General features: G+C 72.1%; 11 protein-coding genes and 1 tRNA gene. 4 read left to right on the top strand and 8 right to left on the bottom strand.

Annotation, left to right across the window (positions count from 1 at the left end; translation table 11 throughout):
* Positions 1-116: 116 nt before the first annotated feature.
* From A3Q37_RS25750 to pgsA, 3 genes are read right to left on the bottom strand one after another with little or no spacing between them, the layout of a single operon-like run.
* Complete coding sequence (locus A3Q37_RS25750) at positions 117-1,277, bottom strand: glycosyltransferase family 4 protein (protein WP_065488016.1); 1,161 nt, start codon at positions 1,275-1,277, stop codon at positions 117-119.
* Positions 1,274-2,185 (bottom strand): phosphatidylinositol mannoside acyltransferase, encoded by a 912-nt coding sequence (locus A3Q37_RS25745; protein ID WP_065488015.1) that lies wholly within the window; start codon positions 2,183-2,185, stop codon positions 1,274-1,276. Before A3Q37_RS25745 ends, A3Q37_RS25750 begins: the two co-directional genes overlap by 4 nt.
* Entirely contained in the window at positions 2,182-2,874 is a 693-nt protein-coding gene (pgsA, locus tag A3Q37_RS25740) for a phosphatidylinositol phosphate synthase (RefSeq protein ID WP_065488014.1), read from the bottom strand. Before pgsA ends, A3Q37_RS25745 begins: the two co-directional genes overlap by 4 nt.
* 297 nt (positions 2,875-3,171) lie before the next feature.
* On the opposite strand from pgsA, the gene A3Q37_RS25735 reads away from it, so the two are divergent.
* Positions 3,172-5,397, top strand: a complete 2,226-nt coding sequence (locus A3Q37_RS25735; protein ID WP_065488013.1) for an elongation factor G-like protein EF-G2 — start codon at positions 3,172-3,174, stop codon at positions 5,395-5,397.
* A 153-nt stretch (positions 5,398-5,550) separates the two neighbouring features.
* A complete protein-coding gene (locus A3Q37_RS25730; RefSeq protein ID WP_065488012.1) occupies positions 5,551-7,221 on the top strand; it encodes a hypothetical protein in 1,671 nt (556 codons plus the stop codon).
* Positions 7,222-7,271: 50 nt separating this feature from the next.
* Here the strand turns inward: A3Q37_RS25730 and A3Q37_RS25725 are convergent, their stop codons facing one another.
* Entirely contained in the window at positions 7,272-7,838 is a 567-nt protein-coding gene (locus tag A3Q37_RS25725) for an HIT domain-containing protein (RefSeq protein WP_065488011.1), read from the bottom strand.
* Between the two features lie 66 nt (positions 7,839-7,904).
* Between A3Q37_RS25725 and A3Q37_RS25720 the strand changes: the two genes are divergently transcribed.
* Positions 7,905-8,582: a potassium channel family protein gene (locus A3Q37_RS25720; protein ID WP_065488010.1), complete on the top strand. Its 678-nt coding sequence runs from the start codon at positions 7,905-7,907 to the stop codon at positions 8,580-8,582.
* Between the two features lie 33 nt (positions 8,583-8,615).
* Here the strand turns inward: A3Q37_RS25720 and thrS are convergent, their stop codons facing one another.
* The 3 genes from thrS to A3Q37_RS25705 form a co-directional block, all read right to left on the bottom strand.
* The gene (thrS, locus tag A3Q37_RS25715) at positions 8,616-10,592 is read right to left on the bottom strand and encodes a threonine--tRNA ligase (protein WP_065488009.1); all 1,977 of its coding nucleotides are present in this window, start codon (positions 10,590-10,592) and stop codon (positions 8,616-8,618) included.
* Positions 10,593-10,692: 100 nt separating this feature from the next.
* On the bottom strand, positions 10,693-11,946 hold the full coding sequence (locus tag A3Q37_RS25710; RefSeq protein WP_065488008.1) for a hypothetical protein: 1,254 nt from the start codon (positions 11,944-11,946) through the stop codon (positions 10,693-10,695).
* A complete protein-coding gene (locus A3Q37_RS25705; protein ID WP_010057269.1) occupies positions 11,946-12,542 on the bottom strand; it encodes a DUF4365 domain-containing protein in 597 nt (198 codons plus the stop codon). The genes A3Q37_RS25710 and A3Q37_RS25705 overlap by 1 nt, the downstream gene beginning before the upstream one ends.
* A 226-nt stretch (positions 12,543-12,768) precedes the next feature.
* Here A3Q37_RS25705 and A3Q37_RS25700 point away from each other — a divergent pair, with 226 nt between their 5' ends.
* Entirely contained in the window at positions 12,769-13,494 is a 726-nt protein-coding gene (locus A3Q37_RS25700; RefSeq protein ID WP_065488007.1) for a 3'-5' exonuclease, read from the top strand.
* Positions 13,495-13,559: 65 nt separating this feature from the next.
* Here the strand turns inward: A3Q37_RS25700 and A3Q37_RS25695 are convergent.
* Positions 13,560-13,631 (bottom strand) — tRNA-Val (locus A3Q37_RS25695).
* Between the last annotated feature and the right edge of the window lie 145 nt (positions 13,632-13,776).

The following is a 13,776-nucleotide window of genomic DNA, read 5'->3' as shown; positions in this document are numbered from 1 at the left end:
CCCGTTTCCACAGGAGTCCACCGAGGCCGCACCGGACGCCCGGTTTCCACAGGAGGCCCCGAGACCGTGTACCGGCGCCCGGTCCGCGCCACCGCCGGCCGCGGGCCCCCGGGGGCTCAGTCCCGGGCCAGCCCGAACCGGGCCCGCAGCCCGGAGCGTTCGTCCGCCGCGACCGACGCGGCCCCGTCGGTCACCGTCTCGTACACCGCGAGGATGTCGGCCCCCACGGTCGCCCAGTCGAAGCGCCGTACGTGGGCCTCGCCCCGCTCCCGCAGCCCCTTCCGGCGCTCCGGGTCGCCCAGCAGCCGGATCGCGGCCTCGGCCAGCGCGTCGGCGTCCTCGTTGGCGAACAGGTCACCCGCCGCCCCCTGGTCCAGCACCTGCGCGAAGGCGTCCAGATCGCTCGCGAGGACCGGCGCACCGGCCGACAGCGCCTCGACCAGGATGATGCCGAAGCTCTCGCCGCCGGTGTTCGGGGCCACGTACACATCGACGCTGCGCAGCAGCCGGGCCTTGTCCTCGTCGCTGACCATGCCGAGGAACTCGACGCGCTCGCGCAGCTCCTTCGGCAGCGTGGCCACCGCCTCCTCCTCGTCGCCGCGCCCGGCGACCAGCAGCCGGGCCTCGGGGCGGGCGGCGAGGATCGCGGGCAGCGCCTTCATCAGGACGGGCAGGCCCTTGCGGGGTTCGTCGATGCGGCCGATGAAGCCGAGCGTCTGGCCCTGCCACTCGGCCTTCGGCTCGGCCTTGGCGAAGAAGCCGACGTCGACGCCGTTGGGGATGACGACGGCGTCCCCGCCGAGGTGCTCGACCAGGGTGCGCCGGGCGTACTCGCTGACCGCGATCCGCGCGCTGATCTTCTCCAGTGCGGGCTGGAGGATCGGGTACGCCGCGATCATCGCCCGGGAGCGCGGGTTGGAGGTGTGGAAGGTGGCCACGATCGGCCCCTGCGCCGCCCAGCAGGTCAGCAGGCCCAGCGACGGGGAGGTCGGCTCGTGGATGTGGATCACGTCGAACGTGCCGTCGTGCAGCCAGCGCCGCACCCGGGCCGCCGACAGGAAGCCGAAGTTCAGCCGGGCGACGGACCCGTTGTACGGGACCGGGACGGCCCGGCCCGCCGAGACGACGTACGGCGGCAGCGGGGTCTCGTCGTCGGCGGGGGCCAGCACGGAGACCTCGTGGCCGAGCCGGATCAGATGCTCGGCGAGGTCCCGGATGTGGAACTGCACGCCGCCCGGTACGTCCCAGGAGTACGGGCAGACGATGCCGATCTTCACTTCGGTTCCCCCCGGGGATCCAGGTCGTCCAGCCAGAGCCGCTGGAGCATGTGCCAGTCCTCCGGGTGTTCGGCGATCCCGCCGGCGAAGGCGTCGGCCAGCGCCTGCGTCATCGCGGCCGTCCTCTCCGTACGGCTGCCCTCCTCGGGCACCTCGACCGCCGGGTGGACGCGGGCGCCCATCACCGGTGTCCCGTCGTACCAGAGGGTGACCGGCAGCAGGAGCGCGCCCGTCTGCTGGGCCAGCAGCGCCGGGCCCGCGGGCATCCGGGCGGTGGCGCCGAAGAACGACACCTCGACGCCGGACGCGGACAGGTCCCGGTCCGCGACCAGGCAGACCAGGCCGCCCGCGCGCAGCCGCCGGGCCAGGGTCCCGAAGGCGGCACCGCCGCTGTGCGGCAGGACCTCCATGCCCAGGCCCTCGCGGTAGGCGACGAACCGGTCGTAGAGCGTTGCGGGCTCCAGCCGTTCGGCGACGGTGGTGAAGGGGACCTTGAGGTCGGTGGTGACCCAGGCGCCCGCGAGGTCCCAGTTGCCCAGGTGGGGCAGGGCGAGGATCACGCCGTTCCCGGCGTCCAGGCCCTCGGTCAGCAGCTGGGCGTCCTTGACGTCGATGCTCGCCTTGATCCGCTCCGGGCTCCAGGTCGGCAGCCGGAACGACTCCATCCAGTAGCGCATGTACGAGCGCATCCCGGCCCGCGACAGCTCGGCCAGCCGCGCCGGGCCCGCGTCGGGGACGACCCGCGCGAGGTTGGACTCCAGGCGCAGCACGCTCTTGCCGCGCCGCTTCCAGACCTGGTCGGCGATGGTCCGGAAGAGGCGGGCGGCGGCGGGCTCGGGCAGCGTCTTGACCGCGCCCCAGCCCAGTCCGTACAGCCCGTCGGTGAGCCGGCCCCTGAGCCCGCTCACCGGTCGGCCTCGCTCCCCTGCCCGGCGGAACCGGCGGAATCCGTGACGGCCGCCTCGGCGGCGTCCGCCTCCGCCGACTCGCGGCGTACGGTCACCACCCGCTGGACCAGCGTCACGAGGCTGCCCACGGCGACGATCCACAGCGCGATCGGGAGCAGGATGTCGATCCCGGGGACACCGAACTTGTGCAGTCCGGCGAACCCGGCGGCGACCAGCGAGATCACCAGGCGCTCGGCGCGCTCCACGAGTCCGTTGACCGCGACCGGCAGCCCGATCGACTCGCCGCGCGCCTTGGTGTACGAGACCACCTGGCCGCTGGCCAGGCAGAAGATCGCGACGGCGCAGAGGATGTTGTCGTCACCGCGGCCCGCGTACCAGAGGGCGAAGCCGGCGAAGATCGCCCCGTCGGCGACCCGGTCCAGCGTCGAGTCGAGGAACGCGCCCCACCGGCTGGAGATCCCGGCCTGCCGCGCCATGTTGCCGTCGACGAGGTCGGAGAAGACGAAGATCGTGATGACGATCGTGCCCCAGAAGAACTCCCCCATCGGGAAAAAGACCAGCGCACCTGCCATCACTCCGGCCGTGCCGATGAGAGTGACCGCGTCGGGGCTGACCCCGAGGCGGAGCAGCAGAGCGGCGAACGGTGTGAGGACACGCGTGAAGAATGCACGCGCGTACTTGTTCAGCATGGCCTTCCCGAGGGTTCGGTTCGCCGAGCGGCCCCTTCGGCCACCGGCTGGCCCATCGTAGTCACGGCCGGTGCCCCGCACCGGACGGGCACCCGCCGCCGGGTGTCACACAGGCCGCCGCCCGGCCCCGCGGCGCCCGCGCGCGAGCTATGGACGGGGTCCCGCCGCGGTGCCAAGCTCGAAGGACCGCGGGCGTCGCCGAGACCGCCGCGGCGGCCTCTCCCCGCCCGTGACCACCGCTGCTCCGTGCGCGGTCGCCCTCCCCCGCACCGCGCCATCGACCGGGAGGCACGCACCATGGGCGACAAGGCACACGCACACCCCGGAGCCGCCGGAGGAGCACCGGCGGTCGACCGTCCCTCCGCCGTACGCAACGTGGTGCTGGTCGGCCCCAGCGGATCGGGCAAGACCACCCTGGTCGAGGCCCTGGCCCTGACGGCGGGGGCCGTGAACCGGGCCGGCCGGGTCGAGGACGGGGCGACCGTCTCCGACTACGACGAGATCGAGCGGCGCCGACGCCGTTCCGTACAGCTCTCGCTGGTCCCGGTCGCCTGGGACGGGTGCAAGATCAATCTGCTGGACACCCCCGGCTACGCGGACTTCGTCGGGGAGCTGCGGGCCGGTCTGCGTGCGGCGGACGCGGCCCTCTTCGTCGTCTCGGCGGCCCAGGAGGCCCAGTCCGTGGCGGCGACCACCCGGGCCGCCTGGGAGGAGTGCGCGCTCGTCGGCATGCCGCGCGCGATCGTCGTCACGCACCTGGACACCGCCCGCACCTCCTTCGACGACATGACCCGGATCTGCGCCGAGAACTTCGGGGGCGAGGACCCCGACGCCGTACTGCCGCTGTATCTGCCCGTGCTGGGTCCCGAGGGGGCCGACGGGCACGCCCCGCTGACCGGGCTCACCGGGCTGCTGAGCCGGCGGATCCTCGACCACTCCTCCGGCGAACGCGCCGAGCTGCCGCCCGCGCCCGAGCAGGAGGAACCGCTGCGTCAGGCCCGGGACCGGCTGATCGAGGGGATCATCGCCGAGAGCGAGGACGAGTCCCTGATGGACCGCTACCTCGACGGCGAGGACATCGACGTGGCGACCCTGATCGCCGATCTGGAACGGGCCGTCGCCCGGGGCTCCTTCCACCCCGTCCTCACGGCGGCCCCGGCGGCCGAGGGCGCCCGTCAGGGCATCGGCACCGTCGAACTGCTGGAGCTGATCACCCGCGGCTTCCCGACCCCGCTGGAGCGCACCCCGCCCGTCGTCACCACCCCGTCGGGCAAGCCCCGGCCCGCCCCGGTCTGCGACCCCGAGGGCCCGCTGGTCGCCGAGGTCGTCAAGACGTCCTCCGACCCGTACGTGGGCCGGGTCTCGCTGGTCCGCGTCTTCTCCGGGACCCTGCGCCCCGACGACTCCGTGCACCTGTGCGGCCACGGCCTGGACGCGACCGGGCACGCCCCGCGCCCCCGTCACGAGGCGGAGCTCCGCGTCGGGGCGCTCACCTCCCCGTTCGGCCGCCGGCAGAACGCGCTGGACCGGTGCGTCGCGGGCGATCTGGCATGCGTGGCCCGGCTCGGCGAGGCGGAGACCGGCGACACGCTCTCCCCGGCCGGCGACCCGGTCCTCGTCGAGCCCTGGTCGACGCCGGACCCGCTGCTGCCACTGGCCGTACGGGCGCACGGCAAGGCGGACGAGGACAAGCTGTCGCAGGGCCTGGCCCGCCTGGTCGCCGAGGACCCCACCCTGCGCCTCGAACAGAACCCGGACACCGGCCAGGTCGTCCTGTGGTGCCTGGGCGAGGCCCACCAGGAAGTGGCCCTGGACCGGCTGCGCAACCGGTACGGCGTCCAGGTCGACGCGGAACCGCACCGGGTGCCGCTGCGCGAGACGTTCGCGAGCCGGGCCGCCGGGCGCGGACGGCACGTCAAACAGTCCGGCGGACACGGTCAGTTCGCGATCTGCGAGATCGAGGTGGAGCCGCTGCCGCCGGGCTCCGGCATCGAGTTCGTCGACAAGGTCGTCGGCGGTGCGGTGCCCCGCCAGTTCATCCCCTCGGTGGAGAAGGGCATCCGGACCCAGGCCGCCAAGGGGCTGGCCGCCGGGCACCCGCTGGTCGACGTACGGGTCACGCTGCTGGACGGCAAGGCGCACTCGGTGGACTCCTCGGACGCCGCGTTCCAGACCGCCGGGGCGCTCGCGCTGCGCGAGGCCGCGGCCGAATCCCGCATCCAGCTCCTGGAGCCGGTGTGCGAGGTGAGCGTCCTGGTCCCCGACGACTACGTGGGCCCGGTGATGAGCGACCTGTCGGGGCGGCGGGGCCGGGTCGTGGGCACCGAGCAGGGCGCGGGCGGACGCACCCTCGTACGGGCGGAGGTACCGGAGATCGAGGTCGGCCGGTACGCGGTGGACCTGCGCTCCCTGTCGCACGGCACCGGCCGCTTCGACCGTACGTACGCCCGGCACGAGGCGATGCCGCCGCAGCTCGCCGACCGGGTCCGCGCGGAGCTCGCGAACGGGTCCCCCGGCGCGTGACCGGCGCACGGTCGCACACTCGGTCCCGTTCGGGCCGGTGACCGGTGATGGTGTGATCCGGACGATACGCTGTGGTCGCAGCTCAGAAGGTATGCCGCGTACGGTAGTTGGGCACACCGCAGGAGCAGACGTGCGGCGAGTGGGGGCGACAAGGTGGCCAACGACGGATTCGACTTCTCACCCGGGGCCCAGATCCCGATCCAGGGCTCGGGCAGTCAGACCGTGGCGACCAATGCCCTGGCCTCGGCCGCGTATCGGGACAGTCCGGTGGAGACGATCCTCGACGCCAACAGCGAGTGGCACAAATCGGAAGTGAAGCCGGGCTCCTCCAAACTCTTCAAGTCCGACTACTTCAAGCCGAATCTCGGCGAGGCGTTCGCCCGCGCCGTCCAGGAGCGCATGCTCGGCGGCGCCCGCAAGGCGCTGATCCAGTCCTTCGGGACGGACCCGCAGACCGTGGTGGAGCACTGTCTGTCGGCGAACAACCTGCGCAAGGCCCGCGACACCCGTCTCACCCTGGTGACCGTGGTGTTCGGCGTGCTGTTCCTGCCCGGCATGCTGGCCTGGGTGATCGCCTTCCGGATCCGGGACGCGCTCAACAAGTCCAAGGACACGGCGTTCCGCGCGGTCGGCACGGTGCCGCTGGCCGCCTTCGGGATCGGCGCGCTGGTCCTGATGATCCGGCTCCCCCTGGACGGGCTGCTCGCGCTCTACATCCGGGGCGCGATCGTCGCCCCGGTGATCGGCTGGCTGCTCGCCAAACGGATCGCGGAGGCCTCGGCCAAGGACCTGCGGGCCCGCTGGGAAGGCCTTCTCTCCGGCAGCGGGGTGATCGCGAGCATCCCCGAGGCGGTGCCGAAGAACCCCAACGAGACCGCGCGCGAGGCCCTGCGCCAGGGCCTGGAGAAGCTGTCGGCCGAGCAGCAGTCGAACGCCGTCTTCTACGCAGGCCCCAAGGGCGTCCTCGGCATGGGCACCCGCTGGGGCAGCTGGCAGCTGGCCGAGGAGCTGGTCCCCAAGGACCCGTCGAAGGAGATCCACCAGTTCCGCAGCTGGGATCTGATCCGGATCATCCACGACCAGCTGAAGATGCTGGAGCGCGGACCGCTGAACACCGGCGGCTTCCCGAAGCCGTCCGTGAAGCACTGGATCGTCTCGCCCATCGGGGAGAACGCCGACGCCGTCACCCGCCCCGAGGGCGAGGACGTCGCCACCTTCCAGGTGAAACCACACGAGATACAGCGGATCTGCAACCACCAGCAGTTCGGCAGCGGCGACCGGCACTACCTGGGCGTCCAGTTCACCCTGTGGGACGGCCAGCTGGTGATCACCATGATGATCACCGTCACCGTGCTCCACGAGACGCTGCGCATCGAGGTCACCGGCCACGCCCTCGGCCCGGTGCACGGCCTGTTCCTCACCAAGCCCGCGGCGAAGACGAAGACGGTCAACAAGACCGTCCGCTTCTGGGAGACCCGGGACGTCCAACTGGCCCTGGTGGACGCCAAGGAGGTCGTCCGGCTCGCCCTGCGCGCGCCCCTCACCTGGTATCCGCCGCTGCTGGACTACCTGGGCGGGAAGATCGTGCTGCCCGAGCCGTTCGGACTGCGGCACGCGTGGGCGGCGAAGCCCTGGAACCACCGCTTCATGGCGGACGACGCGATGCGGGCCGCCACCCCGGTCCTGCGGGCGGTCCACACGGCGGCGATGCGCGTCCTCGCGGAGAACGGCGTCGACACGGAGCGCTTCGACAACCGCTCGATGATACTGAGCGGACTCGTCCAGGACGCGGCCCCGCGCAAGGCCGACGTCTACGACGCGTAACTGCGTACGGGAGGGCCCCCGCCTCGGTGGGGGCCCTCCCGTACGACGTACTACTGGACGGCGGCGGGCCAGGCGTCGGCCAGCATCGCCCGGGTGTCACCCAGCAGCTGGGGCAGCACCTTGGTGTGGCCGATGACCGGCATGAAGTTGGTGTCCCCGCCCCAGCGCGGCACCAGGTGCTGGTGCAGATGCGCGGCGATCCCGGCGCCGGCGACGGAGCCCTGGTTCATCCCGATGTTGAAGCCGTGCGCCCCGGAGGCTGCGCGCAGCGCGACCATCGCCCGCTTGGTGAAGTCCGCGAGCTCCGCGGTCTCCGGCCCGTCCAGCTCGGTGTAATCGGCCACATGCCGGAAGGGCACGACCATGAGGTGGCCGCCGTTGTACGGATACAGGTTCAGCACCGCGTAGACGTGCTCGCCGCGAGCCACGACGAGCCCGTCCTCGTCGGATTTCGCCGGGATCGAACAGAACGGACAGCCGTCGTCGGCACCCGGGCCGCTCGGCTTGTTCTCGCCCTGGATGTACGCCATCCGATGGGGCGTCCACAGGCGCTGGAATGCGTCGGGCGTCCCCACGCCGATCTGCTGCTCCGGCTCACTCGTCATGCCGATCAGCATATTGCGTCACCCCGGCGGAGCGTGTCGCCGGGGCCGCACCGCTCGGCCGCCCCCGATGCTGAGGCGATGAGCGACCGAACCGCCCCCGATCCACCCGCCCGGCTGACCCGCTGGGAGCAGCGCACGGAGGTTCCGCTCTTCCTCGCGGGGCTCCTCTTCCTCACCGGGTACGCGGTCCGGGTGCTGGCCCCGCACGACGCCCAGCCGTGGCACGACATCGCGCTGACCCTCGTCTGGTCGACCTGGCTGCTGTTCCTCGTCGACTATGTGACCCGGCTGCGGCTCAGCGGCCTGGGCTCACGCTTCCCGCGCGTGCACTGGCTCGACACCCTGGTCCTGCTGCTGCCGCTGCTGCGCCCGCTGCGCATGGTGCAGGTCTATCAGGCGGTGCAGCGCCGCCACGACCGGCCGCGGCTGAACCTGTACGCGCGGGTGATGGCGTACGCGGGCATGACCGTCGGCCTGCTCGGCTTCGCCGCCTCGCTCGCGGTCTACCACCTGGAGCACCGGGCCCCGGACGCCTCGATCCGCACGTTCGGCGACGCGGTGTGGTGGGCGTGCGCGACGCTGACGACGGTCGGTTACGGGGACGCCACCCCGGTCACGTTCTGGGGGCGGGTGGTCGCGGCGGGGCTGATGGCCTGCGGTCTGGCGCTGCTGGGCGCGGTGACGGGGTCGTTCTCGTCGTGGCTGATCCAGGTGTTCACCAGGGAGGACGAGAAACGGCCCCCGGAGCGGGGTTAGCGCTCCGGGGGCCGCTCCTGTCATACGTACGGATCAGACCTGTACGCGGTCCTCCACGGCCTTGGCGATCTTGGCGATGGCCTCGTCGACCGGGATGCCGTTCTCCTGCGAACCGTCGCGGTAGCGGAAGGAGACGGCACCGTTGGCCATGTCCTCGTCACCGGCGATGATCATGAACGGAACCTTGTTCTTCTGCTGGTTGCGGATCTTCTTCTGCATCCGGTCCGAGGACGCGTCCACGTCCACCCGCAGCCCCTGCTTGCGCGCCTTGGCGGCGAACTCCTGGAGGTAGGGGATGTGGGCGTCGCCGATCGGGATGCCGACGGCCTGGACCGGGGCGAGCCAGACCGGGAACGCGCCCGCGTAGTGCTCCAGGAGCACGGCGAAGAAGCGCTCGATGGAGCCGAACAGAGCCCGGTGGATCATGACCGGGCGCTGCTTGGAGCCGTCAGGCCCCGTGTACTCCAGGTCGAACCGCTCCGGCAGGTTGAAGTCGAGCTGCACGGTCGACATCTGCCAGGTGCGGCCGATGGCGTCCCGGGCCTGCACGGAGATCTTCGGCCCGTAGAACGCGGCACCGCCCGGGTCCGGGACCAGGGGCAGGCCCTGCTTCTCGGCGACCTGACGGAGCGTCTCGGTGGCCTCTTCCCAGGTCTCGTCGGAGCCGACGTACTTCTCCGGATCCTTGGTGGACAGCTCCAGGTAGAAGTCGGTCAGCCCGTAGTCGCGGAGCAGGTTCAGCACGAAGGTGAGCGTGCGGTCGAGCTCCTCCGCCATCTGCTCCTTGGTGCAGTAGATGTGCGCGTCGTCCTGCGTGAAGCCGCGCGAGCGGGTCAGGCCGTGCACGACGCCCGACTTCTCGTACCGGTACACCGTGCCGAACTCGAAGAGGCGCAGCGGCAGTTCACGGTAGGAGCGGCCGCGCGCGTCGAAGATCAGGTTGTGCATCGGGCAGTTCATCGGCTTGAGGTAGTAGTCCACCCCGTCGTCGAGCTGCATGGGCGGGTACATGCCGTCGGCGTACCAGTCCAGGTGGCCGGACTGCTCGAAGAGCTTGCCCTTGGTGGCGTGCGGGCTGTAGACGAACTCGTAGCCCTCCTCCTCGTGCCGGCGGCGCGAGTAGTCCTCCATGGCCCGGCGGATGACGCCGCCCTTGGGGTGGAAGACCGCGAGGCCGGGGCCGATCTGGTCGGGGAAGGAGAAGAGGTCCAGCTCGTTGCCGAGCTTGCGGTGGTCGCGCTTGGCGGCCTCCTCCAGGAACTCCAGGTGCGCCTTCAGCTCGTCCTTGGTGGGCCAGGCGGTGCCGTAGATGCGCTGGAGCATCGGGTTCTTCTCGCTGCCGCGCCAGTACGCCGCGGCGTTGCGCATCAGCTTGAACGCCGGGATGAACCGGGTGGTGGGCAGGTGCGGACCGCGACAGAGGTCCTTCCAGCACAGCTCGCCGGTCTTGGCGTCGAGGTTGTCGTAGATGGTCAGCTCGCCGCCGCCCACCTCGACGTCCGCGCCGTCGTCCGAGGAGGCGGAGCCCTTGATGCCGATGAGCTCCAGCTTGTACGGCTCGTCGGCCAGCTCCTCGCGGGCATCCTCGTCGGAGACCACGCGGCGGGAGAACTTCTGGCCCCGCTTCTGGATCTCCTGCATCTTCTTCTCGATGGCCTTGAGGTCCTCGGGGGTGAACGGCTTCTCGACGTCGAAGTCGTAGTAGAAGCCGTCCTTGACCGGCGGGCCGATGCCGAGCTTCGCCTCGGGGAAGAGCTCCTGCACGGCCTGGGCCATGACGTGCGCGGTGGAGTGGCGCAGGATGTTGAGGCCGTCCTCGGAGGAGATCTCCACCGGCTCGACGCTCTCGCCGTCCTGGAGGACGTACGAGAGGTCCTTCAGCTCGCCGCCGATACGCGCGGCGACGACGGTGCGCTGACCGGGGAAGAGCTCACCGGCGGTCGTGCCCGTCGTCACCACGTGCTCTTCCCGCTCGGAATCGCGTTGGATGATCACACGGACGTCTGACACCGGTCTCTCCTGACTGAGGGGGATGTCCAACACTGATCGGTTGGTCACCAGGAATCGTACCGAGCCGTACGCCCCCGATGCGAACGCCTTCCGGGCGGCCCTACGCCTCCTCCCCCGCGCACGCCTCCTCGAAGAAGTCCACGTTCTCCTGGAGCGCCTTCATCAGCCGGTCCCGCTCCACCTCGTCGACCTGAACGGGCGCGACCTGCGAGGCCCCGGTGAGCCGCCGGAAGCCGCCCCGGTTCTCCAGCCGCCCCTCGACCCGCAGCGGCAGCCCCACGAGGTGGGCGTGGCCCGCGATGCGGTACGCCTCCTCGTCCAGCTCCACGCGGACGTGCGCGACCTCGGCCCCGGCCAGCACCCGCAGCCGTACGATCCCGGCGCCGCGCGGCCCGGAGCGGCGCAGCCGGACCACCACGCCGGTCAGCCGGACCTGCACGGCGGGTTCGTCGCGGAGGTAGCGGGCTCCGGCGGCGCGCAGGGCGGGCAGGTCGCCCGGGGAGAACTCGACGGGCGCGGGGCGGGCCGGGCAGCCGTCCGGGGTGCCCGCGGCGGGCGCCCACCGCAGGTCGATCCGGGCCCCTTCGGAGCCGCGTACCAGGGCGATCAGCGCCTCGGTGAGCTCCCGGCCGACGCCTGCGGCGATCGCGCTGTCGAAGGCTTCCATGCCGCCGGTGGCCCGCTGGTAGTCGACGGCCTCCCGGGTGGCGTGCAGGGCGTGGCAGAGCCGGACGGCGACGGCGCGGCCGGAGGCGACGGGGACGTACGCGGTGAGGCTGCGGCCGTCGGCGCCGGGCCCGATCAGGGCGTCGTCGAGGGCGGCCCGGGCCTTCCGGCGGTGCCGGGCGCCGTGGTAGCCGGCCCGGCCGCGGGCCGCGAGGGCTCCGGCCATGAGGACCTGCCGGGCGGCCGACCGCAGCTCATCCGCCTCGGTCCAGCCCGCGGCCCCGGCCGCTCCGGCCGCCGACTCGGGGACCTCGCGCCGCCAGCGGATCTCGTCGCTGGGCACGGCGAGGGAGACGAGGACGTCGCGGGCGGAGGGGTCGGCGCTGCGGCCGAGGGCGAGAAGGGCCTCCTCGATCAGCTCCCCGCTGTCGGGGAAGGCCGCGCTCTCGGGCACCAGCAGGCTGGTGGCCCCGGCGGCGGATCCGGGCGGGGTCCAGCGGCCGTAGCGTCCGGGCGCTCCGCCGCGCCGCTGCCAGCCGTGCCGGCGCAGGAGGGCCCCGAGGACGGCGGGATCGGGCAGCTCGGCGCCCGCGTCGGCGAGCGGCGGGGGCCAGGGGCGGGCGGGGGGGTGGGAGCGGGCGGCGGGCAGTCCCGCCGCGCCCGTGGGCTCGTCCATCGACCGGTGCATCAGGGTCTCCCTCCGGCCCCGACCCGGGCCATGATGTCGCAGAGTGCGCGGTCGTCGAAGATCCGCGAGGTCGGGATGCGCACAGTGGTCCGGTACCGGCCCGTCACCGCGTGGCCGGCCAGGTTGGTCCAGTAGCAGCAGTGGCGCAGATCGAGGCCGCCGGGCCCGGCGCGCAGCCAGTCGTCCTGGCTGCGGGGCACGATCATCACGACCAGGATCTTGTGCACCGTCACCGGGGAGCGGGCGAGCTTGACGAGGTGGGCGTTGTCGAGGGTGAAGGAGAACGCCCCGCCCGCCGGGTGCGGCGGTATCTGGTAGGTGCACTTGAGCTGCACCTTGATGGTCACTTCGTCGTCGACGGTGTGGGTCGGGGCGCCGTGGCTGACGTGCCAGTCGATGCCGTTGTCGGGGAAGGGCTGGGACAGGGAGCATCCCGCCGCCGCGGCGACGGCGTGCAGATAGCCCACCTGAAGGGTCTCCATGCAGGCGGTGGTGGCGAGGGAGCCGCGCAGCGGCGCGTCCGGCTGCTGCGGCGGCCGGGGCCCGAAGGGCTCGGCGCGGGCGGTTCCCCCGGGGTCGGGCTGCGCGAGCGCCATGGCTCCGTGTGCCTTCCGGGCGTGCCGATCGACGGCAGGCAGCCTGCCGACGGGTGTGGTGGGCGGGACGGATCGACGGACGCCGACGGCAACTCCCCGACGTCCCACCTGTGTTGTCACCGCATCGGACCGCCCGCAAACGGCGTATCAGGCAAACAGCCCGGGTATCACCGATATCGGGCAGAGGAATCACTCCATCTGCCGTGCGGGTGCGAGGAGTTCGGGGATGATGCACTGGTTCGAAGGGCCGCTGGCCGCTTTTGACACGGAGACGACAGGCGTGGACGTCGAGCGGGACCGGATCGTTTCGGCCGCTCTCGTCGCGCAGGACACCGCGGGCGGTCGCGTCCGCGTGACCCGTTGGCTGGTCAATCCGGGGATTCCGGTCCCGCCCGGGGCGACCGAGATCCACGGGCTGACCGACGATCACCTTCAGCGCAACGGGCGTTGGCCCGCGCCGGTGATGGACGAGATAGCCCGGGCGCTGGCGGAGAGCTGTGCGACCGGCCGGCCGCTGGTCGTGATGAACGCGCCCTTCGATCTGACGCTGCTGGACCGGGAGTTGCGGCGGCACCGGGCGTCGTCGCTGGCGGGGTATCTCGACGGGGTGCCGATGCGGGTGGTGGACCCGCGGGTGCTGGACAAGCATCTGGACCGCTACCGCAAGGGCCGCCGTACGCTCACGGATCTGTGCGCGAGTTACGAGGTGGTGCTCGACGGGGCCCATGACGCGGCGGCCGACGCGACGGCTTCGCTGGAGCTGGTGCGGGCGGTGTGCCGGCGGTTCTCGACCCGGCTGGAGCGGCTGTCGCCGTCGGAGCTGCACACCCTCCAGGCGACCTGGCACGCGGCCCAGGCGCGTGGGCTGGAGGCCTGGTTCGCGAAGAGCGGGACGCCGGAGGCGGTGGACCCGTCGTGGCCGCTGCGCCCGGAGCTGCCCGCCGCGGCGTGACGGGCGGGGCGGTCCGGATATGCGAAAGCCGGTCCGCGTGATGCGTGCGGACCGGCTTTCCCCGGTGGGCGATACTGGGTTCGAACCAGTGACCTCTTCGGTGTGAACGAAGCGCTCTCCCACTGAGCTAATCGCCCGGGAACGGGTTGAACCATACAGGGCTTCGCGGGCTTCGTTCAAACCGCTTCCGGCCGGGCTCTACTCACGGCGTCCCGGCCGGGAAGTGAGTATCCGAGCGCATGTACGGGCGGGGCGGCGGGGGTCACACTCCCGTACATGGAA

Origin of the sequence: Streptomyces sp. PTY087I2 (assembly GCF_001687325.1) — a bacterium.
Taxonomy (GTDB): Bacteria; Actinomycetota; Actinomycetes; order Streptomycetales; family Streptomycetaceae; genus Streptomyces.
The sequence above is the reverse complement of the archived record's forward strand: the minus strand, read 5'-3'. Positions and strand labels throughout refer to the sequence as shown.

Bases quoted from the DNA above. Each gene is read 5' to 3' on its own strand.
- pgsA (WP_065488014.1), bottom strand. From the start codon at position 2,874: ATGCTGAACAAGTACGCGCGTGCATTCTTCACGCGTGTCCTCACACCG.
- A3Q37_RS25735 (WP_065488013.1), top strand. From the start codon at position 3,172: ATGGGCGACAAGGCACACGCACACCCCGGAGCCGCCGGAGGAGCACCG.
- A3Q37_RS25705 (WP_010057269.1), bottom strand. From the start codon at position 12,542: ATGGCGCTCGCGCAGCCCGACCCCGGGGGAACCGCCCGCGCCGAGCCC.
- A3Q37_RS25700 (WP_065488007.1), top strand. From the start codon at position 12,769: ATGATGCACTGGTTCGAAGGGCCGCTGGCCGCTTTTGACACGGAGACG.
- A3Q37_RS25720 (WP_065488010.1), top strand. From the start codon at position 7,905: ATGAGCGACCGAACCGCCCCCGATCCACCCGCCCGGCTGACCCGCTGG.
- A3Q37_RS25710 (WP_065488008.1), bottom strand. From the start codon at position 11,946: ATGCACCGGTCGATGGACGAGCCCACGGGCGCGGCGGGACTGCCCGCC.
- A3Q37_RS25725 (WP_065488011.1), bottom strand. From the start codon at position 7,838: ATGCTGATCGGCATGACGAGTGAGCCGGAGCAGCAGATCGGCGTGGGG.